The organism is Loktanella atrilutea (assembly GCF_900128995.1).
In the GTDB taxonomy this organism is placed as follows: Bacteria; Pseudomonadota; Alphaproteobacteria; order Rhodobacterales; family Rhodobacteraceae; genus Loktanella; species Loktanella atrilutea.
Window position 1 is genome coordinate 228518 of the sequence record NZ_FQUE01000005.1, and the last position, 23076, is coordinate 251593.

At 66.7% G+C, this 23076-nt stretch carries 21 protein-coding genes; 7 read left to right on the forward strand and 14 right to left on the reverse strand.

The features are described from left to right. Nucleotides 1–142: 142 nt before the first annotated feature. Nucleotides 143–6703: a Hint domain-containing protein gene (locus tag BUA54_RS20575; RefSeq protein ID WP_084114378.1), complete on the forward strand. Its 6561-nt coding sequence runs from the start codon at nucleotides 143–145 to the stop codon at nucleotides 6701–6703. Between the two features lie 89 nt (nucleotides 6704–6792). On the opposite strand, the gene BUA54_RS12485 is transcribed toward BUA54_RS20575, so the two are convergent. Next, nucleotides 6793–7482, reverse strand: coding sequence for a D-lyxose/D-mannose family sugar isomerase (locus BUA54_RS12485; RefSeq protein ID WP_072857566.1), 690 nt, complete (start codon nucleotides 7480–7482; stop codon nucleotides 6793–6795). A gap of 58 nt (nucleotides 7483–7540) precedes the next feature. After that, complete coding sequence (locus BUA54_RS12490) at nucleotides 7541–7891, reverse strand: winged helix-turn-helix transcriptional regulator (RefSeq protein ID WP_072857567.1); 351 nt, start codon at nucleotides 7889–7891, stop codon at nucleotides 7541–7543. A gap of 102 nt (nucleotides 7892–7993) precedes the next feature. Here BUA54_RS12490 and BUA54_RS12495 point away from each other — a divergent pair, with 102 nt between their 5' ends. Then, nucleotides 7994–8308, forward strand: coding sequence for a nuclear transport factor 2 family protein (locus BUA54_RS12495; RefSeq protein WP_072857568.1), 315 nt, complete (start codon nucleotides 7994–7996; stop codon nucleotides 8306–8308). A 20-nt stretch (nucleotides 8309–8328) separates the two neighbouring features. On the opposite strand, the gene BUA54_RS12500 is transcribed toward BUA54_RS12495, so the two are convergent. The 5 genes from BUA54_RS12500 to BUA54_RS12520 all read right to left on the reverse strand — a co-directional run bounded on the left by BUA54_RS12500 (nucleotide 8329) and on the right by BUA54_RS12520 (nucleotide 12299). Continuing rightward, the gene (locus BUA54_RS12500) at nucleotides 8329–9105 is read right to left on the reverse strand and encodes a gamma-glutamyl-gamma-aminobutyrate hydrolase family protein (RefSeq protein ID WP_072857569.1); all 777 of its coding nucleotides are present in this window, start codon (nucleotides 9103–9105) and stop codon (nucleotides 8329–8331) included. Between the two features lie 167 nt (nucleotides 9106–9272). Then, the gene (locus BUA54_RS12505; RefSeq protein ID WP_072857570.1) at nucleotides 9273–9698 is read right to left on the reverse strand and encodes a GlcG/HbpS family heme-binding protein; all 426 of its coding nucleotides are present in this window, start codon (nucleotides 9696–9698) and stop codon (nucleotides 9273–9275) included. 12 nt (nucleotides 9699–9710) lie between these two features. Then, nucleotides 9711–11843 (reverse strand): malate synthase G, encoded by a 2133-nt coding sequence (locus tag BUA54_RS12510; RefSeq protein ID WP_072857571.1) that lies wholly within the window; start codon nucleotides 11841–11843, stop codon nucleotides 9711–9713. 90 nt (nucleotides 11844–11933) lie between these two features. Next, a complete protein-coding gene (locus BUA54_RS12515) occupies nucleotides 11934–12092 on the reverse strand; it encodes a DUF2256 domain-containing protein (RefSeq protein ID WP_072857572.1) in 159 nt (52 codons plus the stop codon). 3 nt (nucleotides 12093–12095) lie between these two features. Then, the gene (locus BUA54_RS12520) at nucleotides 12096–12299 is read right to left on the reverse strand and encodes a hypothetical protein (RefSeq protein ID WP_072857573.1); all 204 of its coding nucleotides are present in this window, start codon (nucleotides 12297–12299) and stop codon (nucleotides 12096–12098) included. Nucleotides 12300–12399: 100 nt separating this feature from the next. Here BUA54_RS12520 and pepN point away from each other — a divergent pair, with 100 nt between their 5' ends. Together pepN and BUA54_RS12530 are read left to right on the forward strand one after the other, a co-directional pair. Next, entirely contained in the window at nucleotides 12400–14952 is a 2553-nt protein-coding gene (gene pepN / locus BUA54_RS12525; protein WP_072857574.1) for an aminopeptidase N, read from the forward strand. A gap of 71 nt (nucleotides 14953–15023) precedes the next feature. Then, on the forward strand, nucleotides 15024–15884 hold the full coding sequence (locus BUA54_RS12530; RefSeq protein WP_072857575.1) for a 1-acyl-sn-glycerol-3-phosphate acyltransferase: 861 nt from the start codon (nucleotides 15024–15026) through the stop codon (nucleotides 15882–15884). Here the strand turns inward: BUA54_RS12530 and BUA54_RS12535 are convergent. Together BUA54_RS12535 and BUA54_RS12540 are read right to left on the reverse strand one after the other, a co-directional pair. Further along, entirely contained in the window at nucleotides 15847–16647 is an 801-nt protein-coding gene (locus BUA54_RS12535; RefSeq protein ID WP_245810654.1) for a transglycosylase SLT domain-containing protein, read from the reverse strand. The genes BUA54_RS12530 and BUA54_RS12535 overlap by 38 nt on opposite strands. Before the next feature lie 163 nt (nucleotides 16648–16810). Then, nucleotides 16811–17371, reverse strand: coding sequence for a type 1 glutamine amidotransferase domain-containing protein (locus BUA54_RS12540; protein WP_072857577.1), 561 nt, complete (start codon nucleotides 17369–17371; stop codon nucleotides 16811–16813). Nucleotides 17372–17485: 114 nt separating this feature from the next. Between BUA54_RS12540 and gatB the strand changes: the two genes are divergently transcribed. Together gatB and BUA54_RS12550 are read left to right on the forward strand one after the other, a co-directional pair. Continuing rightward, a complete protein-coding gene (gene gatB, locus BUA54_RS12545; RefSeq protein WP_072857661.1) occupies nucleotides 17486–18997 on the forward strand; it encodes an Asp-tRNA(Asn)/Glu-tRNA(Gln) amidotransferase subunit GatB in 1512 nt (503 codons plus the stop codon). Between the two features lie 93 nt (nucleotides 18998–19090). Continuing rightward, entirely contained in the window at nucleotides 19091–19558 is a 468-nt protein-coding gene (locus BUA54_RS12550) for a hypothetical protein (RefSeq protein WP_072857578.1), read from the forward strand. On the opposite strand, the gene BUA54_RS12555 is transcribed toward BUA54_RS12550, so the two are convergent. Further along, nucleotides 19559–19813, reverse strand: a complete 255-nt coding sequence (locus tag BUA54_RS12555) for a BolA family protein (protein ID WP_072857579.1) — start codon at nucleotides 19811–19813, stop codon at nucleotides 19559–19561. A 75-nt stretch (nucleotides 19814–19888) separates the two neighbouring features. Between BUA54_RS12555 and BUA54_RS12560 the strand changes: the two genes are divergently transcribed. After that, complete coding sequence (locus BUA54_RS12560) at nucleotides 19889–20527, forward strand: J domain-containing protein (protein WP_072857580.1); 639 nt, start codon at nucleotides 19889–19891, stop codon at nucleotides 20525–20527. A gap of 12 nt (nucleotides 20528–20539) precedes the next feature. Here BUA54_RS12560 and BUA54_RS12565 read toward each other — a convergent pair whose 3' ends face one another. The 4 genes from BUA54_RS12565 to BUA54_RS12580 all read right to left on the reverse strand — a co-directional run bounded on the left by BUA54_RS12565 (nucleotide 20540) and on the right by BUA54_RS12580 (nucleotide 23056). Further along, nucleotides 20540–21109: a hypothetical protein gene (locus BUA54_RS12565; protein WP_072857581.1), complete on the reverse strand. Its 570-nt coding sequence runs from the start codon at nucleotides 21107–21109 to the stop codon at nucleotides 20540–20542. 102 nt (nucleotides 21110–21211) lie between these two features. Continuing rightward, nucleotides 21212–21670: a peptide-methionine (R)-S-oxide reductase MsrB gene (msrB, locus tag BUA54_RS12570; protein WP_072857582.1), complete on the reverse strand. Its 459-nt coding sequence runs from the start codon at nucleotides 21668–21670 to the stop codon at nucleotides 21212–21214. A 128-nt stretch (nucleotides 21671–21798) separates the two neighbouring features. Further along, nucleotides 21799–22515 carry an anti-sigma factor gene (locus tag BUA54_RS12575; RefSeq protein WP_072857583.1) on the reverse strand — a complete coding sequence of 239 codons (717 nt, stop codon included), beginning with the start codon at nucleotides 22513–22515 and terminating at the stop codon, nucleotides 21799–21801. After that, nucleotides 22505–23056, reverse strand: a complete 552-nt coding sequence (locus BUA54_RS12580; RefSeq protein WP_072857584.1) for a sigma-70 family RNA polymerase sigma factor — start codon at nucleotides 23054–23056, stop codon at nucleotides 22505–22507. The genes BUA54_RS12575 and BUA54_RS12580 overlap by 11 nt, the downstream gene beginning before the upstream one ends. Nucleotides 23057–23076: the final 20 nt, after the last annotated feature.

Consider the following 23076-nt stretch of genomic DNA (forward strand, 5'->3'; position numbering starts at 1 on the left):
CGATGCGGGGCGATCGTCGCAAAATGACCTTGAACATCGTGGTTACGACAAACAGTCGGCCCATTGCCGCCGCGACCGTTGCCTATGCGTGAACACCAAGCGGGGCGTCATATTCGGACAGCGCCGAAGAAAAGGTGCTGCAATGCCGAATGGCTATCTCGTCGATCTGGGAACCGGCAATCGCCTGAACGGCGATGACACGGCGGGCACCGGCGTCGCAGCCTTCACCGCAAGCCAGATCCTCGGCACCGGGCAAATGGCCTACAGGGCCAGCCCCTCCGGCACCGTCCAGACCGGGACCATCACCGGAACCTACTACCTCGCCTCCAACGGTGCGGTCTACTTCGTCCCCGACACCCCCTTCCCCGCCAACCTTAACATGCTGGCGGTGCAGTCCGCCCCCGACGTGGGGATCTACTACGGCACGTCGGGAAACGACGCGGGGCTGACGGGGACAAGCGGCAGCGATTACATCTACGGCGGTACGGGCACCGGCGGAACCGGCACCGGCAACGACACCATCAGCGCCGGCCGCGGCAATGACCGGGTCTATTCCGGCGACGGCAACGACACCGTCTACGGCGGCGCCGGCAACGACGTCATCGACGGCGGCACGGGCGACGACCTGATCAACGGCGGCGGCGGCAACGACAGCATCATCGCCGGCGATGGCAGCGACAGCGTCGACGGCGGCATCGGCAACGACATCATCGATGCCGGCGCCGGCGACGACCGTGTCGCCGGGGGCGCCGGAAACGACACCATCGCATTGGGCGAGGGCAACAACACCGGCTACGGCGGCACCGGCACCGACACGATCACCGCCGGCAGCGGCAACGATGCCATCTTTGGCGGCGCGGGCGCCGACAGCATCAGCGCGGGCGCCGGCACCGACACGATCTTCGGCGGCGACAGCGCCGACACCATCGACGGCGGCGCCGGCGCCGACACGATCCGTGGCGAAGGCGGCGCGGACAGCATCCTCGGCGGCGACGGCAATGACCTGATCTATGGCGACGACGCGGCCCCCGCCGCCGTGACGACCGAAACGATGAGCTGGTCCGGTCAGGCCGCCACCGGCACGGACCTGCGCAACGGATTCGTGCAGGACACCGGCAACATCCATGTCAGCGTCTCGTTCCGCGACGACGGCAGCATGACCTCTGCCAACACGAGCGACACGACGATCTACACCGGCAGCAGCGGTCACAACGCCACGTCCTCCGTCCAGTTGCTGGGCGGCGGCGGACCGTCCATGACGACGATGATCGAGTTTGCCGCCGACCCCGCCAGCGGCGTGTCCGACAGCGTTTCCAACGTCGGCTTCATGATCACGGATATCGATTCCGCTCCGGATCGGTTCCGGGACATCGTGACGGTCAACGCTTATGACGCGCAGGGCAACCTTGTCCCCGTGAACTTCCAGATCAACGGCGACGAAAGCCGCAGCGGCAACACGATCACGGGTGGCGACCGCTGGGACGAGCCGTCCGAGCAGGAGGGTTCGGTCTACGTCACCATCCCCGGACCCGTCGCCCGGATCGAGATCATCTACGACAACCCGCTTGGCATGGCCCATGCGGTCCATGTCAGCGACATCCGCTTCACCACGGTCGTGCCCACGGGCGGCAACGACACCATCGACGGCGGCGCGGGCGATGACGTCATCTACGGCGGTGCCGGAGAAGACTATCTGATCGGGCGCGACGGCACCGACAGCATCTACGGCGGCGACGGCAACGACGTGATCGATGACGTGCCCGGCGCGGACAACGGCTCAAGTGCCGATTTCTTCTACGGCGGCGCAGGCGACGACGTCCTCTATACCGGCGGCGGCGCCGATCAGGCCTACGGCGGCACCGGGGCCGACCGCATCTTCGGCGAGGAAGGCGACGACCAGTTGCACGGCGACGACGGCGCCGACATGATCTATGGCGGACAGGGGCACGACACGCTTTACGGAGGGGCGGGCAACGATGCCCTGTCCGGCGAGGACGGGAACGACACGCTCTACGGCGACGCCGGTAACGACATACTCTACGGCGACGCCGGTAACGATACCCTCTACGGCGGTGCGGGAACCGACACGCTTTACGGCGGTGCCGGCAGCGATACCTTCCATGTCAGCGATACGGACGGCCAGAATACCGTGGTCGGCGGCGAGGATGCGGGCAATACCGACATCGATACCCTGCGGCTGAGCGGCAGCACACCCGCCACGGGCGTGACCGTCACTTTCACCGGTGCCGAGGCGGGCACCGTGACCTTCACCGGTAGTGCGGCGACCGCGAGCTTCTCGCAGATCGAGCGCGTGGTCACCACCGCCAACGCGGATACGATCAACGGCTCTGCCGCGACCGGTGGCGTCAATGTCGATGCGGGCGCGGGCAACGACAGCATCATCGGCAGCGGCGGCAACGACACCATCGTCGCGGGCGCCGGGGCGGACCGCGTCGATGCCGGCGCCGGCAACGATGTCATCGATCTTGGCAACGACGGCGCGGCAGACGTGCTGGTGCTGCGCAACGGTTTCGGTCGCGATACCGTCATCAACGGGGACGCGCCGGTCGCCTACGCCGACGGCACCTTCTTTTCCCGCGACAAGATCGACGCCACGGGGCTGACCGACCTGAAGGGCAACCCGGTCAACACCCGTGACATCGTGGTCAGCGACGACGGTTTCGGCAACGCCGTCCTCACCTTCCCCCGTGGAGAGCAGCTTGTCCTGCAGGGCCTGCCCCCGTCCGTGGCCGGGAACGAGATGCTGCTGAACGCCATGGGCTTTCCCCTGCCCGACGGCACGGTCAGCGGCACCGCTGACGCCGATACGATCGGGCCGGGCTATACGGACGCCGACGGCGACCGGATCGACGGCAACGACAACGTCCTGCCCGGCAGTTCCGGCAACGATGACCTGATCGAGGCGGGCGGCGGCAACGATACGGTCTATGCCGGCGAAGGCAACGACCGCGTCTTCGGCGGCACCGGCGACGACCGGCTTTACGGCGGCAACGGCAACGACACCTTGCGGGGCGACGCCGGGAACGACACGCTCTTCGGCGATGCCGGGAACGATACGCTCTTCGGCGGCGACGGCAACGACACGCTGGACGGCGGCACCGGCAACGACAGCCTGTCGGGCGACGGCGGCGACGACACCTTCAGCCTGCAGGCGGGCTTCGGCACCGACACGATCACCGGCGGCGAGACGGCCGAGACGTCCGGCGACACGCTCGACGCCTCTGCCCTGACCACCGGCACCACGGTCACCTTCACCGGCGCCGAGGCGGGCACCCTGACCAGCGGCGGCAACACCGCGACCTTTACCCAGATCGAGCGGGTCATCACCGGGTCCGGCGGCGACACCATCGTGGCGGGCGCGGGCGATCAGACGATCTTCAGCGGCGCGGGGGCCGACACCATCACCGGCGGGGCCGGCAACGATACCATCGACGTCGGTGCCGCCGACAACGCCGTCGACACGCTGATCCTGACCAACGGCTTCGGCGCCGACATCGTGACCGGCTTCGAGGGGCCCACCTCCGACGGCGGCAACGCCTTTACCGGCCACGATCGTCTGGACGTCAGCGGGATGACGACGAACGGCCGCCCGGTGAACGTGCGCGACGTCACGGTCACCGACGACGGCGCGGGCAATGCGATCCTGGGTTTCCCGGGCGGCGAGAGCATGCTTCTGAGCGGTGTCTCTGCCAGCGCGGCGCAGAACCCGTTCTTCCTTCACGCGATGGGCATCCCCCTGTCCGACGGCACCGTGACCGGCACCGCGGGCGCCGACACCATCGGCAATGGCTATCAGGACGCGGACGGCGACCGGATCGACGGCAACGACGCGATCCTGCCCGGATCGTCCGGCAACGACGACGTGATCGCGGCGGGCAACGGCGACGACACGGTCTTTGCCGGCGAGGGACGCGACACGGTCTATGGCGGCGCCGGGAACGACGTGCTGCGCGGCGAAGGCGGGAACGACGCCCTGTACGGCGACGCCGGCAATGACACGCTCTATGGCGGGGACGGGGCCGACCGGTTGACGGGCGGCGCCGGTGACGACCTCATCGACGCAGGCGCCGGCGACGCGGCGACCGACACGGTCGTGCTGACCACGGGCGGCGGACACGACCGTGTCACCGGCTTCGAGGCCCCCGTCCCCAACGGCTACGGCACCTACATTCCCGGCGACCGGCTGGATGTCACGGACCTGCGCGACGCGCTGGGCGACCCGGTCAACGTCAACGACGTGACCGTCAGCGACGACGGTGCCGGCAACGCGGTGCTGACCTTTCCGGGCGATGTCTCGGTCACGCTGGTCGGGATCAGTCCCGACACCGCCGCCGACAAGGGCTATCTCAACGCCCTCGGCATTCCCCGGTCCGATGGCATCGTCAGCGGAACCAGCGGCGATGACATCATCGGCGCGGGCTACGCTGACCGCGACGGCGACATGGTCGATGGCAACGATGCCTTTCTGCCGGGCGCCAGAGGCGACGAGGACATCATCGAGGCCGGCGACGGCGACGACGTCGTCAGGGCGGGTGCGGGCAACGACAGTGTCTTCGGCGGCAGCGGCAACGACCTGCTGGACGGCGGCAATGGCGACGATACCCTGACCGGCGGCCTTGGGAACGACACGCTGACCGGCGGTCGCGGCAATGACGTCCTCACCGGCGGCGACGGCGACGACACCTTCGTCGTCGTCGATCACGACGGCCACGACACGATCTATGGCGGCACCACCGGCGAAACCGACGGCGACACCCTCGACGCCAGCGGGATGAGCGCCGATACCACCCTCGACCTGACCAAACCCGGCAGCGGCACGCTGACCGACGCCGCCGATACGGTCGTAAGCTTTCACGACCTCGAGCAATTCTTCCTTGGCGCCGGCGACGATACGGTGCTGGGGGGCGAAGGCGACGACAGCGTCGACCTTGGCGTCGGCGACGACGTGTTCCGCTTGTTCGGCGGCTTCGGCAACGACACCATCACCGGCGGGACAGGCGAAGAGACCGCGGGCGACACGCTGGACGCCGGCGCACTGACCGACGATCTGACCGTCACCCTGACCGGCCCCGGTGCGGGCACACTGACCGACGGCACGGATACGGCAATCTTCGACCAGTTCGAACGCGTCGTCACCGGCAGCGGCGATGACACCATCACCGGCAGCGCCGGCGCCGATACGGTCTACAGCGGCGCCGGGGCGGACCGGATCGATGCCGGCGCCGGCAACGACGTCATCGACCTTGGCGCGGCGGACGGCGCCGTCGATACGGTAGTCCTGCAGGACGGCAGCGGCAATGACATCGTTTCGGCCTTCGAGGGGCCGGTGGCACGGGGCGACGGCACATTCGACAGCCGCGACCTGCTGGACGTGACGGAACTGACCGACGCAGAGGGCAACCCGGTCAACGTCCACGACGTGACCGTCACCGACGACGGCGCAGGCAACGCACTGCTGACCTTCCCCCACGGTGAAAGCGTGGTGCTCACCGGCATTTCGCCCGCCGTGGCGGCCAGCCCGTTCTACCTCAACGCGCTTGGCGTCCCGATGTCGGACGGCACTGTCCTTGGCACCGACGGCAACGACACGATCGATGCGGACTACGGCGACGACACCGATGGCGACCGGGTCGACGCGGGCGATACCGTCCGGCCCGGCACCGGCGCCGACGACGATCTGATCGACGCCGGTGCCGGCGACGACACGATCCGTGCCGGCGCGGGCAACGATCGCCTCCGGGGCGGCGCCGGCAATGACACCCTGTTCGGCGGCACCGGCGACGACACGCTGGATGGCGGCGATGGCGACGACCTGATCGACGGTGGCGCCGGTGACGACGTGATCCTCGCCGGGGCCGGCAACGACACGATCACCTTCGGCCGCGGCGACAGCGTCGACGGCGGCAGCGGCGACGACACCTTCACGCTGACCGCGGACCCCGACGGCGGCCCCCGCGACATCACCATCGACGGCGGCGACGGTTACGACACCCTGCATATCCGGAACGCGGTGCTCAGCAGCCGGACAGAGGACACGCCCGGCGACCCCTCCTCCGGCACCGTCATGCTGACCGACGGCAGCCGCGTCACCTTTCGCAACATCGAGGATGCGGACAACATCATCTGCTTCACCCCCGGCACCCGGATCGCCACGCCGCAGGGCGCCCGCGACATCGCGACCCTGCGCGTCGGCGATCTGGTGATGACCCGCGATCATGGCCTGCAGCCGATCCGCTGGATCAAGAGCAGGACCGTCGCTGCCACTGGCACCTTCGCCTCGGTCCGCATCCGCCCCGGCGTCGTCACGGGGCTGGAGCGTGATCTGCTGGTCTCGCCCCAGCACCGCATGCTGTTCCAGGGCTACCGGGCCGAACTGCTGTTCGGCGAACGCGAGGTGCTGATCGCCGCCAAGCACCTGATCGACGGCCACGCGGTCACACAGGACACAGCCGACGCCGTCACCTACATCCACATGATGTTCGACGCGCACGAAGTCGTCTACGCCGAGGGGGCGGCGACCGAAAGCTTCCATCCCGGGTCGCTCGGCCTGACCGCGATCCAGGACGCCGCAAGGGAGGAGCTGTTCGCGATCTTCCCGGATCTGCGGTCGGATCTGAACCACTACGGAGACACCGCCCGCCGCTGCCTCAAGCGGCACGAGGCGGAACTGCTGCGGGTCTGATCTCCGCCGCACGGCGCCCCGTCCCGCTGCTCGCAGACGGGCCGGCGTCGCCCCCGCCGGTGCGCCTGCCAGCGCGCCGGCGGGGCCTGTCAGGCGCCCAACCAGTCGCGGTAGTCGCTGACCAGCAGGTGCGTCGGGGCCACATCCTCCTCGATCCGGCTGAACCGCCCGATCGGCTCGCGAAAGATGTTGTCGGTCTCGTCGTCGTTCACGGTGCTCACTTCTCCGATCAGCACGTCGCCGCCCTCGCCCCAGAAGGCGTGCCAGTCGCCCGGCATCAGGGTGACGCTTTCGCCCGGCGACAGCTTCAGCTTCTCGCCCGGTGCGAAGTCGCGGCGCAGGCCGTCGCACATGACGGTGCCGCCTTTCGTTGCGTCGAAATGGCCGTCAGTGTCCGAGCCGTAAAGCTCCACCACCAGCGACGCCCCGCCCCGGTTGATGATGTCCTCGGCCTTGATGACATGGGTGTGCATCGGCGACAGCTGGTCCTGCTTGGAGATCAGCAGCTTTTCCGCATAGCACATGCCGCCGCCGCGCTGCAGGTCCGCCAGCCGCCCGTTGCGCAGGGTGAAGAGGAAGAGGCCCATCTCGTCATATCGCCCCGCGCCGTAATCGGTGATGTCCCAGCCGTTGCGCGCGCGGACGACCTCCGCCGCCTCTGCCTTGCGGGCCCTGAATTCATCGGGCGACCAATAGGCCCATGGCGGCAGGGTGAAGCCATGGCTGCGGATCATCTCGTCCGCCTCGGCCATGATGTCGTTGATGCGGGATCGTTTCATGCGGGGCCTCCTGTCGCTTTGCCGCAGACTGCGGCGGGGCGGCGGGGCTTGCAAGGGGTCAGGGCGCGGGGCGGTCCGCCTGCCAGGCCAGCAGCGCATCGAGAGCGGGGCACAGCGCCTGACCCCAATCGGTCAGCGCATATTCCACGCGCGGCGGCACCTCCGGGTGGATGGTGCGGCGCACGAGCCCGTCCGCCTCGAGCTGGCGAAGCTGCTGGGTCAGCATCTTTTGCGACACCTCCGGGATCGCCCGTTCCAGTTCGGAAAACCGCAGGACGTGACCGCCGAACAGGTGGAACAGGATCGACAGTTTCCAGCGACCGTCGATCATCCGCAATGCTGCCACCACGCCATCCGTGGCCGTGGCGATGGTATAGGACCGCCGGTCCTGATCCTTCACATCGGTCATGCACGCACCTTTTCGTTCGTTACTCACCATTGTGTCGGTTCTTGCAGAGGACACAAGCGGGGCACAGATGCAGGCCATGACGCAACCCACCGGAGAGACATTATGACCGACACCGTTCCCCTGCCCATCGTCCGTTACCTGACCGCCGCGACGCCAGAGGCCGTGGCCGACGCCTTTGCCGCTGACGGAGAAGCCACGGACGAAGGCCGCACCCAGCGCGGGCGCGACGCCATCATCGCCTGGCGCGAGGGCGTGGCCGCCGTGCCCTACACGCAGGAGCTTCTGTCAGCCACCACGCAAGGCGACCGCACCGTCATCAGCACGCGCATCACCGGCGATTTCAAGGGTAGCCCGGCGCATCTGGACCTGACCTTCGATCTGGCGGGCGACAGGATCGGGCGGCTGACCATCTTCTAGGGCAGCCCGCCCGCGCGCCCTCAGGCGATCTTGCGCGCGGGCGTGCGCTTGCCCTGCGCCCAGTCCGCCGCGGCCCGCCCGAAGGCGGCGAAAAGCGGGCGAGAGACCTTGTCCATGCCGGCCTTGTATTCCGGGTGCCACTGGACGCCCAGCGCGAAGCCGGGCGCGTCCTTGACGTAGATCGCCTCCGGCGTGCTGTCGGGGGCGGTGCCGTCGATGACAATGCGCTCTCCCGCGACCTTGATCCCCTGCCCGTGCAGCGAATTGGTCATCACCTCGCGCGATCCCATCAGGCGGTGAAACACGCCGCCCTCGGTAAAGGTGATCCGGTGGCGCATCGCGAACTTCTCTTCGATCGTGCCGTCGGGGGGCATGCGGTGGTTGTCGCGCCCCGGCAAGTCGCGGATTTCGGGATAGAGCGAACCGCCGAAGGCCACGTTCATCTCCTGAAAGCCGCGGCAGATGCCAAGGATCGGCAGGCCCGCCGCCACGCAGGCGCGGATCAGCGGCAGCGCCACGCTGTCGCGGTTCCGGTCGAAGGCGCCATGCGCCTCGGTCGCGGCTTCGCCGTATTCCTCGGGGTGGACGTTGGGCCGACCGCCGGGAAACACGAAGCCGTCGCAGGCACACAGCAGATCGTCCACATCCACGACCGCCGGATCGGCGGGGATGATGACCGGAATGGCATCGCAGACATCCTTGACCGCCTGCATGTTCATGTCGCCCGCGGCCTGCACCAGATAGCTGTCATTGATCAGGTGAGAGTTGCCGATGATACCGATGACGGGACGGGACACATGAAGCTCCTTCAGGCGAATACAGGCTGTTCATAAGCGATTTGTGCCGGATTGCCTAGGTGACGCACCGCACAGGCGCCCCTGCGCACAGGCACGGGCGACCGGCCTGCCACAGTTTGCGTCAGGAAGGCCGGGCGCGCCGCGCCATTGCCCGAAAAAGCGGCAGATCAGGCCTCGCCGTCGAGGCCTGCGGCCGACAGACCCGCCATCGCCGCCACCACATCGTTGTCCGAGGTGTCGCCGGTCACGCCGACCGCACCGATCACGACGCCATGCGCCTTGACCAGCACGCCGCCCGGTACCGGCACGACGTGACCGCCGTAGACGCCGTTGACCGCCGCCATGAAATAGGGCTGCGCCTCGGCCCGCGCCATCTGCGCGCTGCCGGGCATGCCCAGCATGACGGCGCCATAGGCCTTGCCATGCGCGATGCCGAAGCGGCCGGGGGCGGCGCCGTCGGCGCGCGCAAATGCCTTCACATGGCCGCCCGCGTCAAGCACGACGACGGACAGGGGCTTGAACCCCTTGTCGGTGCCGGTCCGCATCGCGGTCTCTATGATGCTATTGGCCTGTGCGGCGGTGATCTCGGTCATTCGGTCGGTCCTTCAGTTAGCCTTCGCTTCGGCGCGCCACGCATGCAGCAGCGGTTCCGTATAGCCCGAGGGCTGTTCGCGCCCCTTGAACACCAGATCGCAGGCCGCCTTGAACGCCGGTCCGTCGAAGCCCGGCGCCATCGGCGTATAGGCCGCGTCACCCTTGTTCTGATTGTCCACGACGGCGGCCATCTTCTTCATGACCTCCATCATCCGGTCCTCTGTCATCACGCCGTGCAGCAGCCAGTTCGCCAGCGCCTGTGACGAGATGCGGCAGGTCGCGCGATCCTCCATCAGCTGGATGTCATGGATGTCGGGCACCTTGGAACACCCCACCCCCTGATCGACCCAGCGCACCACGTAGCCGAGGATGCCCTGCGCGTTGTTCTCAAGCTCTGCCGTAATCTGATCCTCGGACCAGTTCCGGCCCTGCGCCACCGGGATCGTCAGCAGATCCTCCAGCGTGCCGCGCGCACCGCCCTGCTTGATCTCGTCCTGCCGGGCCAGCACGTCGATCTGATGATAGTGCGTGGCGTGCAGCGTCGCCGCGGTCGGCGACGGCACCCAGGCGCAGTTCGCACCGGCCTGCGGGTGGTTGGACTTCTCCGCCAGCATCCGCTCCATCAGGTCCGGCATCGCCCACATGCCCTTGCCGATCTGGGCCTTGCCCTGCAACCCGCAGGCCAGCCCGATATCGACGTTGCGGTCCTCGTAGGCCTTGATCCAGGGCGCGTTCTTCATCTCGCCCTTGGGAATCATCGGACCTGCCTCGATGGCGGTATGGATCTCGTCCCCCGTCCGGTCGAGGAAGCCGGTGTTGATGAAGGCGACCCGATCCTTTGCCGCCCGGATGCATGCCTTGAGGTTGACGGAGGTCCGCCGCTCCTCGTCCATGATCCCCAGCTTGACGGTGTTCGCGGGCAGGCCAAGCGCCTTTTCGACGGCGGTGAAGATGTCGTCGGCGAAGGCCACTTCCTCCGGCCCGTGCATCTTCGGCTTCACGACATAGACGGACCCCGCGACGGAATTGCGGATACCGTCTGTCTTCTGCAGATCGTGCATCGCGATCATCACGGTGCACATCGCGTCCAGCAGGCCCTCGCCCACCTCGCGCCCTTCTGCGTCCAGCACGGCGGGATTGGTCATCAGGTGGCCCACGTTGCGGATCAGCATCAGTGACCGGCCCTTCACGTCCATCTCGTCGCCTTCGGGCGTCGTGAATCCGCGGTCGCCATGAAGGGCACGGGTAAAGGTCTCGCCGCCCTTCGTTACCTCTTCGGTCAGGTCGCCGCGCATCAGGCCCAGCCAGTTCGCATAGGCCAGCACCTTGTCCTCTGCGTCGACGGCGGCGACGGAATCCTCGCAATCCATGATGGCGGAGATCGCGGATTCGAACCGGATGTCGCTGATGCCGGCGCGGTCCTGCGCGCCGATCCGGCTTTTCGGATCTACTTCAATCTCGATCAGCAAGCCATTGACGCGCAACAGGATCGTCAGCGCATCGCCGGCGCCGGTATAGCCCGCGAACTGCCCCTGATCCGCCAGCTGCGGCGTCAGCATCCCGTCCTCGACGCTCAGCGCCTCGATATCGGCCCAGGACCCGTGGGCCAGCGGCGCGACCTTGTCCAGATGCGCGCGCCCCCAAGCGATCGCCCGCGCACCGCGGTCCGCGTCATAGCCCTTGCCCTGCGGCAGATCGCCCAGCGCGTCGGTGCCGTAAAGCGCGTCATAGAGGCTGCCCCACCGCGCGTTGGCAGCGTTCAGGGCGAAGCGCGCGTTCATGATCGGCACGACAAGCTGCGGTCCGGGGATGCTGGCGATCTCGGGGTCGACATGCTGGGTGCCGACGGTGAAATCCGGCCCCTCGGGCACGAGGTAGCCGATCTCTTCCAGAAAGGCGCGGTAGGCAGCGGCGTCGAAATCCTCCTCGCGGTGGTCGCGGTGCCAGGCGTCGATCCGGGCCTGCAGGTCTTCGCGCTTGGCCAGCAGGTCGCGGTTCCGCGGCCCCATCTCGTCGACAAGCCCGGCGAAACCGGTCCAGAAAGCCTCGGCCGTGATGCCCGTCCCGGGCAGCGCCGCAGTCTCGATAAACTCTGCAAGGACCGGTGCAACCTGAAGGCCGGCCCTGTTGATGCGTTCCACCATGACGATCTCCCTCGCGCTGCGTTGCAGGCTGGCTACAGCATCATGCGAATGACGTAAAGGGATGGTCAGAAATACTTACCAATCCGGCAGTCAGCCGGAAGGACCCGACCGGCGCGCGGCGCGGCACCGGTCAGAGCAATAGCGCACCTCGTTCCAGACCCGGGCCCAGGATTTGCGCCAAGTAAAGGGGCGTCCGCAGGTCGCGCAGGTTTTGACCGGCAGATCGGCCTTCTTGCGCATCCGCGGCATGGATCAGTTGTTTTCGGCGGGCACTTCAGCGCCGGTGCGGGCATCGATCTGGGTATCGGCGCCTTCAGGCGTGTTTCCGTTGGAACTTGTCAAGAACAGCAGCACGACCAGCAGCAACAGCGCAAAGCCGACAACCACCGCCATGCCGCGCAATGACCCCCGGTGCCGCTTTTCCTGCTTGTCCAGATCCGTCTTGGGTGCCGACATGTTCAACTCCGTCCTGTCAAAAGTGCCACCGCTTGCCGCGGCGGGTTCGAATTCATAACGTCGCAGAAGCCACAGAGTTTCACCGTGAAAGAGCGAACCCATGAAAGACGCAGCGCCGCAGACCATCTACCTCGCGGACTATATGGCCCCCGGCTGGCTGGTGGAAAGTGTGCACCTGACATTTCGCCTTGCACCGCAGGCCACCCGTGTCCTGTCGCGGATCGCGTTCCGGCCCAACCCCGACAGCCCCCGGCAGCCGTTCTTTCTGCACGGCGAAGACCTGCGCCTGATCGCCGCATCCATCGACGGCACGCCCGTCACGCCGCAGTTGACCGCCACCGGCCTGACCTGCGACGTCCCCGATGCACCCTTCGTGTGGGAGGCGGAGGTCGAGATCGCGCCCGCCGACAACACGGTGCTCGAGGGGCTCTACATGTCGAACGGCATGTATTGCACCCAGTGCGAGGCGGAGGGGTTTCGCAAGATCACCTACTACCCCGACCGGCCCGACGTCATGGGCGTCTATACCGTCCGGATCGAAAGCGACCTGCCGGTCCTGCTGTCGAACGGCAACCCCGTGGCATCGGGCGACGGTTGGGCGGAATGGCACGACCCATGGCCAAAGCCGTCCTACCTCTTCGCCCTGGTGGCCGGCGACCTCGTGGCGCACCACGACACCTTCACCACCATGGACGACCGCACCGTCGACCTGAACATCTGGGTCCGCGCGCCCGATCTGGACAAATGCGGCTTTGGGATGGGCGCCCTGAAACGGGCGATGATCTGGGACGAACAGACCTATGGCCGCGCCTACGACCTAGACGTCTTCAACATCGTCGCCGTCGACGACTTCAATATGGGCGCGATGGAGAACAAGGGCTTGAACATTTTCAACTCCAGCGCCGTTCTGGCCAATCAGGCGACCTCGACCGACGCCGATTTCCAGCGGGTCGAGGCGATCATCGCCCACGAGTACTTCCACAACTGGACCGGCAACCGGATCACCTGTCGCGACTGGTTCCAGCTGTGCCTGAAGGAAGGTCTGACCGTCTTCCGGGACCAGTCCTTCACCGGCGATCTGCACGGCCACGCGGTCAAGCGGATCGAGGACGCGCTGGTCATGCGCAACCGCCAGTTTCAGGAGGATGCAGGCCCCCTGTCGCATCCCGTCCGGCCCGACAGTTTCGTCGAGATCAACAATTTCTACACCGTCACGGTCTACGAAAAGGGCGCCGAACTGGTCGGCATGCTGAAACGACTTGTCGGCGACGATGGCTACCGCGCCGCGCTCGATCTTTATTTCGACCGCCACGACGGGCAGGCCGCCACGATCGAGGATTGGCTGGCCTGCTTCACAGATGCCACGGGGCGTGACCTGACACAGTTCAAGCGCTGGTATGAACAAGCCGGCACGCCCCGGCTGACGGTGAGGGATGACTTCAAGGACGGCACGTACAGCCTTCATATCGCGCAGGAAACGCCGCCAACGCCTGGCCAGCCTGAAAAGCTGCCCCTTCACATTCCCGTGGCCCTCGGCCTGCTGGACGACACCGGGGCCGAGGTGCTGCCGACCACGATGCTGGAACTGACAGGCGCCAGCCAGACCTTCACCTTCGACAACCTTGCGGCCCGCCCGATCCCGTCGATCCTGCGCGGCTTTTCCGCCCCCGTCATCGTCGCCAGCACGCCGCCCGCGGGCGAGCGGGCGTTCCTTCTCGCCCACGACACCGATCCGTTCAATCGGTGGGACGCGGGCCGCAGCCTCGCCCGCGACATGCTGCTGGATCTGATCCGTCAGGACGGCGGCGCACCGGATGCCGGCTACCTCGATGGGCTCCGCGCCACGCTGACCGACAGCGGCCTCGACCCCGCCTTCCGCGCGCTGGTGGCGCAGTTGCCGTCGGAAACCGACCTCGCCATCGCGCTCGCCGCGGCGGGAGAGACGCCGGACCCCCTCCAGATTCACCGCGTGCGGCAGGACGTCCGGCGCCACACGGCAGAGGCGCTGTCCGACATCCTGCCCCGGCTCTACGCGGACATGCAGATTCAAAGCCCCTTCGCCCCCGATGCCCTGCAGGGCGGTCAGCGCGCGCTGGGTAATGCGATCCTGATGCTGCTGTCCGAACGGGACGGTGGCGCCGCAGCACAGGCACAGTTCGATGGCGCCGACAACATGACCCAACAACTGGCGGCCCTCGGCGCCCTGCTTCACATCGGCAAGGGAGAGGACGCCGCCGCGCGGTTCCACGACCAGTGGCAGGATGACCGGCTGGTCCTGAACAAGTGGTTCGGCATCCAGATCACGATGGCCGCACCGGAAGAGGCCGTCGACACCGCCGCCCGCCTGACGCGACACTCGGATTTCCTGTGGAAGAACCCGAACCGCTTTCGCAGCGTGATGGGCGCGCTATCCGCCCACCCCGCCGGATTCCACCGGGCGGACGGCGCGGGCTATGCGCTTCTGGCGGACTGGCTGATCCGCCTCGACCCCCTGAACCCGCAGACAACGGCCCGGATGGTCGCCGGCTTCGACGGCCTTCGGCGGTATGACGCCGACCGTCAGGCCCTGATCCGGCGGGAATTACGACGTATTGCGGACACGCAGGGCCTGTCGCCGGATACGACGGAAATGGTCACACGCCTTTTGCAGTGACTCCCTTGGCGCAGCGGTTAAGACTCCGTAAATGACATGGAACCGTTACCCTTGCCGGGCATTAAGAGTTCATGAAAGACCGTATTGATCCGCTGATCGTCGAACGCGCACCCTGGATGTATCGGTCTTGGCCGGGCATGAAGTATCTGCGCGGACTGATGCATCTTGCCCTCGCCTACGACAAGACCGTGGATATCGCCACCGGCATGCGCGACGCTCCGTCCAGCCAGATCATGCGGACGATGGGCGACATGCTGGCCCGGCATGTCGAGGTCTCGGGTCTGTCCAACCTGCCGCTGCACGGTCCCGCGCTGGTCGTGGCCAACCATCCGACGGGCATCGCCGACGGCATCATCCTGCATCACATCATCGCGAAGACCCGGCCCGACATCTATTTCTTCGCCAACTCGGACATCCTGCGGGTCATGCCGCAGATGGGCGACATGATCTGCCCCGTCGAATGGCGCATGGACCGCCGGACCCGAGAAAAGACCCGCAACACCCTCGATTACGTCCGCGAGGCGACGGAGGCCGGGCGTCTGGGTGTCATCTTCCCCTCCGGTCGTCTGGCCAAACGCCACGGGTTCAAGCTGCACGAGCGGCCGTGGATGGCCTCGGCCGCCATGCTGGCGCGCAAGTTCGACCTGCCGGTCATCCCGATCAACGTGCAGGCGCGCAACTCGGCGCTGTTCTACCTCTTCGACATGATCCACCCGACCCTGCGCGACGTGACCCTGTTCCACGAAACGCTGAACAAGGATCGCCAGCCCTATCGCATCACGGTCGGAGAGCCGATTCAGGCCTCTGCCCTGCCGAAATCCTCGGAAGAGGGAATCGAGTTGCTCAAGAAGGCGACGCTGGCGCTGGGCGGCGTGGACGCGCCCACCGTCAACATCATTCGAATGACCCGGCGCCCATTGTTGAAACCCTAGCAGAGGCCGCGGCCTCTGCGGCGGCCATGACCGTCGCGGGGCGCAGCACCGGGCGCGGACGTTCGCGCACGACGCAGTAGTCCTGCTTGCGGGTCCATTCCGACATCTCGGCGATCTTGGCACGGTTGCTCATCGGGCCCCAGTCCGCGGCCACCCCGCGCCAACGCCCGTCGTGCAGCGCAACCGCCCGATCGCGCTTAACCGTGCGCGCCATGATCCGCGCCGCGCAGGACAGGTTGTCGATCGGATTCTGCAACGCCGTCCCCGTCGTCGCCCGGCAGCCGTAGCCGCGCGCGGTGGCGGGCAATATCTGCAGCAGACCGTACCACAGCCCGCCGCCGCCCACCGCCTTGGGGTTGTATGTGCTTTCGTGTTTCGACAGGGCCGACATCATGCCGACCCAGAAGGCCCGGCGCAGGGTCGGGCTGTTTTCGGCGTAGGCCGGGCACCATGCCTCGATATCGCGGGGCACGACCGAATCGAGTCCCTGCGCCGCGACCGCCGACATCGTGGCCCGCGCCCACGCCTTTGCCACCGGTCCCTTGCCCCAACGCGTGCGCGGCACGAAATTCGGTCTGACCTGTGGGCGCACGCTGGGCGCCCCTGCGATCACGTGAACCGGATACCGGATCATGTGGGCAGGACGCGCGACGGGACGAAATGAGGTAAGGCGCTCGGCTTCGGCGACCACGCGTGCCGCGGCGGCGTCCTCTCGGGAATGGGGGCGATAGGGCAGTTCGGCGGCCACCGCGGTGGCCCACACGCCTGCCAACATTCCCCCCAGAATGATGTGCCTGATGTGCATGAGGGACGAATAGAGTGCGCCGACCCGACCCGATCAACCCCGCGACCCCGCCATCGGCGGCATTCCGCAAAAAGGGGGCGCCCCGGCGGACGCCCCCATTCGACTTACGGTTGTACGCGGCTTACGCCGCGTTGCGCTTGTGATCGCCTTCGCGGACTTCCTCGATGATCTTGGCGACGAAAGCCTCCAGATCGTCGGGGTTCCGGCTAGTGATGATGCCGTTGGAAATCGCGACCTCCTTGTCGACGACATTGGCTCCGGCGTTCTTGAGGTCCGTGCGGATCGACTTGTAGGACGTCATCTCGCGTCCTTCGACGACGCCGGCCTCGATCAGCAGCCACGGGGCGTGGCAGATGGCGGCAACGATCTTGCCGTGGGTGACGAAACCCTTGATGACATCGATCGCATCCTTTTCGACACGCAGGACGTCGGGGTTGATCTGGCCGCCCGGCAGGACGATGGCATCATAGTCTTCGACCTTGACGTCGGCGATCTTCAGATCGCCCGGCACGTCGATGGACCAGTGATCCTGATCCCAGGCCTTGATCTTGTCGCCATCCAGCGTCGCGACGTGCACGGTCGCTCCCGCCTCGCGCAGCTTCTTCAGCGGTGTCGTCAGTTCGACCTCTTCAAAGCCGTCGGTCGCCATGATGAGGATCTTGGATTCGGTGATAGCGGTCATTGGTGCTCTCCTTTGCGGGGTTCGCTTCGTTCTGCCCAGTCAACGGGCACCCCCCGGCACTTGTTCCGTCCTCGGGGCTGGCCTAGAAGGACGCAACAGCTGATGAGGACCGCCATGCTCGATCTTGAATACGCCACCCCTGCCCCGAAGGTCATCGCGGGCGCCAAGCACGACTGGGAACTGGTGATCGGTCTGGAAGTCCATGCGCAGGTCGCGACGCGGGCCAAGCTTTTTTCCGGCGCCTCGACCCTTTTCGGCGCGGAACCCAACAGCAACGTGGCCTTCGTGGACGCGGGCATGCCCGGCATGCTGCCTGTCATCAACGAGGCCTGTGTCGCGCAGGCCGTCCGCACCGGGCTTGGCCTGAAGGCGCAGATCAATCTGATGTCGGCCTTCGACCGCAAGAACTATTTCTACCCCGATCAGCCGGCGGGCTATCAGATCAGCCAGCTATATCATCCGATCGTCGGCGAGGGCGAAGTGCTGGTCGAACTGGGCGACGGCACCGCGCGCCGCGTCCGGATCGAACGCATCCACCTCGAACAGGACGCCGGCAAGTCGATCCACGACATGGACCCGGAAATGTCCTTCGTCGACCTGAACCGGTCCGGCGTCGCGCTGATGGAGATCGTCAGCCGTCCCGACATCCGCAGCCCCGAGGAAGCCGCCGCCTACATCCTGAAACTGCGCCAGATCATGCGCTATCTGGGCACCTGCGACGGCGACATGCAGAACGGCAACCTGCGCGCGGACGTCAACGTCTCCGTCTGTCGTCCGGGCGACTACGACCGGTTCATGGACACCGGCGACTTCTCGCATCTGGGCACCCGGTGCGAGATCAAGAACATGAACTCCACCCGGTTCATCCAGCAGGCCATCGAGGTCGAGGCGCGGCGCCAGATCGCGATCCTCGAGGACGGTGGCACGGTCGATCAGGAAACCCGCGGTTTCGATCCCGAGAGGGGCGAAACGCGCAGCCAACGGTCCAAGGAAGAGGCGCACGACTACCGTTACTTCCCCGACCCAGACCTGCTGCCGCTGGAAATCGAACAGGCCTGGGTCGACGACATCGCCGCCGCCCTGCCGGAATTGCCGGACGCCAAGAAGGCCCGCTTCATCGCGGACTTCGGCCTGTCGGACTACGACGCAAGCGTACTGACGGCGGACGTGGCGAATGCCGCCTATTTCGAGGATGTGGCCAAGGGCGGCGACGGCAAGCTGGCCGCGAACTGGGTCATCAACGAACTCTTCGGGCGGCTGAAGAAGGACGACCGCGAGATCACGGACAGCCCGATCCCCGCCGCACGCCTTGCGCAGATCGTGGCGCTGATCAAGGCAGAGACGATCAGCGGCAAAATCGCCAAGGACGTGTTCGAGATCGCCTACACCCAAGGTCGCGATCCCGAGGAGATCGTCGAGACCGAAGGCATGAAGCAGGTCACCGACACCGGCGCGATCGAGGCTGCCGTGGACGAGATCATCGCCGCCAACCCCGCGCAGGTGGAAAAGGCCAAGGCAAATCCAAAGCTTGCGGGCTGGTTCGTCGGTCAGGTGATGAAATCCACCGGCGGCAAGGCGAACCCGGCGACCGTCAACGCGCTGGTCACGGCAAAGCTGGGTCTTTGACCCGGCCGGCGGTGTCCCGACGGGCACCGCCGCATGCCCTTGGCGAACCGGGACCCGGCTGCTAAGGACACCCCGTCAGATACAGGGGGTCCCATGACACGATACGAATACAAGGTCGTCCCGGCCCCCCGCCGTGGAGAGCGCGTGCGCGGCGTCAAGGCGGGCGAGGACCGTTTCGCCATCGCGCTGACCAACGTGATGAACACGCAGGCCGCCGCGGGTTGGGAATACCTGCGCACGGAAACCCTGCCCAGCGAGGAACGCGAAGGCCTGATGGGCAAGACCACCGTGTTTCAGAACATGATGGTCTTCCGTCGCCTGAACGCGCCCGCGGCAGATGCCGCGACACCGCCGACGCCCCTGATCGAGGACCGGCGCGATGACGATGCCGCATCCGCGCCCCAGACGCCGGTCGCGGCCAGCCTTCACCCGGTCTTTCGCACCCCGCCCCTGACGGCGACGACGGCAGAGGCGGAGTCGCCGGCACCGGCCCCCGCCGTCACGACCGACGCCCGGGCGGACGTGCCCGGACCCGTCGTGACCGAGGACGACCGCCGCTGATCAGCGGAACGTGATCGCCAGCGCGTGCAGGCGACCGATGATCTCCGGCCCCAGCGCGTCATGCACCGCCCGGTGCTTGGCCAGCCGCGACTTGCCGTCCAGCGACGCGGCGGCGATGACAACCTGCCAATGGCTTTCGCCCGATCCGTCGTCGCCGCTGTGACCCGCGTGCAGGTGGCTCTCGTTGATCACCTCCAGATACTCCGGCGATAAACCGCGTGTCAGCGCGTCCCGAATGTCAGCGTCAAGTGCCATAATTTTTGTCCTGCCTCTTCTATCTGCCGTCCAAGGGTTTAGAGTGCATGCTCCGAGTCGGAAAGGGACGATCCCATGAACAAGAAAGACCCCTTCGGTTTCGACATGTCGGTGTCGAGCAGCAAGAAGAAGAACCCCCGCGGGCGTCGGGGGATGTCGGGCGCGTCGGAAACCTCCACGCGCATCTGCGATCACGAAGGGTGCGAGGAAGCAGGGCAGTACCGGGCGCCGAAGTCGCCGGATTCGATCGACGATTACTGGTGGTTCTGCAAGGACCACGTGCGCGAATACAATCTGAAATGGAATTTCTTCGACGGCACGTCAGAGGCCGAGCTGATGGCCCAGATGGAAAAGGACCGCGCGACCTGGGAACGCCCCACCAAGCCCATGAAGCGCACGGTCGAGGAACTGGCCTGGGCGCGTCTTGGCGTGTCCGACCCGCACGAAGTGCTAGGCCAGAACGCGACCCGCAACCCCGGCAAGACCGGCGGTGGCACCCGCAAGCTGCCGCCGACCGAACGACGCGCGGTCGAGATCCTCGACGCCAAGGACAACATGTCCAAGGCGGAGATCCGCAAATGCTACAAGGCACTGATCAAGGTGCTGCATCCCGACATGAACGGCGGCGACCGCAGTCAGGAAGAGCAGCTGGCAGAGGTCGTCTGGGCCTGGGACCAGATCAAGGCAAGCCGCAACTTCCGCGAAAAGGACTGACGCGGCGGGCGGCTAGCGCCGCGTGCGGTCCAGCGTCGGCGTCAGCCAGTTGCCGCGCGTCCGCTGCGGACGGCGCAGGGGGCGCGCCACGACCACGGCGGCTGCGGCAGCTGCCGCCGCCCGCTGCGCCCTCTCCTGCCGCCAGGCCCGCAGCAGGTAATGGCAGGCGACCATCATCGCCAGCCACAGCGCCGCCAGTTCGGGCCGTCCCACCAGCGTCAGGACGAACATCAGCGGCCCGAACATCGTGCCGTAGAACGGCAGGGCCAGCGTTCCGCCGATCAAGGTGCCGACGAAGCTGACCGCCACGATCCCGCGCAGCGCGCGCAGCACGCCGGACACCCCGGCATACCCCATCCAGCGCCCACCCAGATAAAGCCCGCCCAGCGCGCCGAGGATGCCGGACGCCATGAACCAAAGGTCGGCTTCCGACATGCGGCGCAGCACCGTATGGCTGCCGCCCATCTGCGCCACGATGAAGAAGCTCAGGATGCCGCCGCACAGGCCCACGCCCACCGCCGCCGCACACAGGCGACGCTCTCCCGCCGTCAGACGCAGAGGATGGATGAAGGTGTCTTTCATGCGGCGGACGGTCTCGTGAACATACAGGCTCCGCGGGACCCTACCGAAGTTGCATCGCTGCGTTAAGCCTGTGCATCGGAACACATCGTTTCCGCGCCGACCCTATGCGGGACGGAACAAAAGGCTGACACCGTTCAGACAATGCCGCTTGCCCGTGGGTTTCGGTCCGTCGTCGAAGATATGGCCCAGATGGCTGCCGCAGCGGCTGCAATGCACCTCTGTCCGGGTCATGAACAGTGACCTGTCGGCCTTCGTGCCCACCGCATTCGGCAGGGCGGCGTAAAAGCTGGGCCAGCCGGTGCCGCTGTCGAACTTCGTCTCGGAGGAATAGAGCGGCAGCTCGCAGCCCCGGCACAGGTAGATGCCCGGATCATAGGTCTTGTCCAGCGGGCTCGACCCTGCCCGTTCGGTGCCTTCGCGGCGCATGACCGCAAATTGTTCATCGGTCAGCATCGCCTGCCATTCGGCGTCCGTGCGCGTGACCGCGAAGGTCTCGGCGCGCAGCGCGAGCGGGGCTGCGCTTGCGACCAGCGTGGCAATCAGAAAGCTTCGACGGTGCATGGCGGTCTCCTTGCATGATGGTTCGGGGTCAGCCTAGCAGACCGGACCCGTAGGCGCGCGGCATCCCACGCGGTTGTGACGCGATGTGTCGGACGGGGGGCGGCGCGACGGTCGCCGCGCCGCATCCTTCAGGCGTCGGTGACCTGTCCGGTCGCCAGCACCGCGCCGGTCGGCGCCCCGGTCGTGGACCCGCCCGCGGGCTCGTCGGAAATCGCCAGCGTCCCGCCGGACAGCTGCGATGCCAGATCGGCGCTGACCGGCATGGTCGCGGTCCGGTCCTCTGGCATCACGCCCAGCGATACGGGCGGATTGTCCCCCGCAATCAGCCAAAGCTCCAGCGCCCGTCCCGCCGGCGCCGCACCCACCTGCCGGTCGACCGACAGGCTGCCTGCCGCGGCATCAAAGCTGGCCTGCACGACGAGACTGTCGTCATCGGCCGCGATCTGGGCCACGTAGGTCAGCGCGGCATCGCCGCCGTCCGTCGGCGGCATCATGGTGGTAAAGACCCACAGCACCAGAAGTGCTGCGACAAGGCCGCCCGCCATGGCCGGCAGCAGTCCCAGCCGCCGCAGCCACGACCCGCCCGCGCCGCGCGACGCATCGCCTGCGGCTTCATGAAAGATCGTCTCTCTGATCCGGGTCAGAACGTGCGGGGGCGGGGCGACGGGCGCGATGTCATCGGTCAGCGCCACGATCCGGTCCGCCCAGAAGGCGTATTCCGTGCGCAGGTCCGGATCGACGCTCAACACGTCCTCATAGGCCGCGGTCTCGTCCTCGGTCAGCAGACCAAGCACGTATTCCGCCGTCAGAGCATGCTCTTCGTCGCGATCAAACTCATCCGTCATGGGACAGACACTCTCTCAACTTCAACAGGCTGCGGCGCAGCCATGTCCTTACGGTATTCAGCGGCACATCGTAATGATCTGCCAGCTCCTGATAGGTTTCGCCCTCCAGATAGGCGCGGCGCACGGCACCGGCCTTGTCGGGATCAAGCTGACCCATGCAATCGACGATCCGGCCCCGGTCGGAGGCCGCGATGGCCAGCGCCTCCGGACCAGGCCGGCTGTCGGCCACGTCCGCCGCCTCGTCCAGCCCCGCCCCCATCTTGGACCTTCGCGCCCTGACCCGATCCACCGAGTGGTTGCGCGTCACAGTGATGAGCCAGGTCATCGGCGACAGGCCATTCACCCGGTAGCGGTCGGCATTGCGCCAGATCTTGACGAAGGCTTCCTGCAGCGCGTCCTCGGCTTCTGCCCGATTACCCAACACACGCAGGCACACACCGAAGAGTTTCGCAGAGGTCGCGGCATAGAGTCCCTCGAAGGCCGCGCGGTCGCCGATGGCCATCCGCGCAATCATGTCTTCGATGTCAGAAGTCGTCGTCATCTCACACTCTCAATCATCAG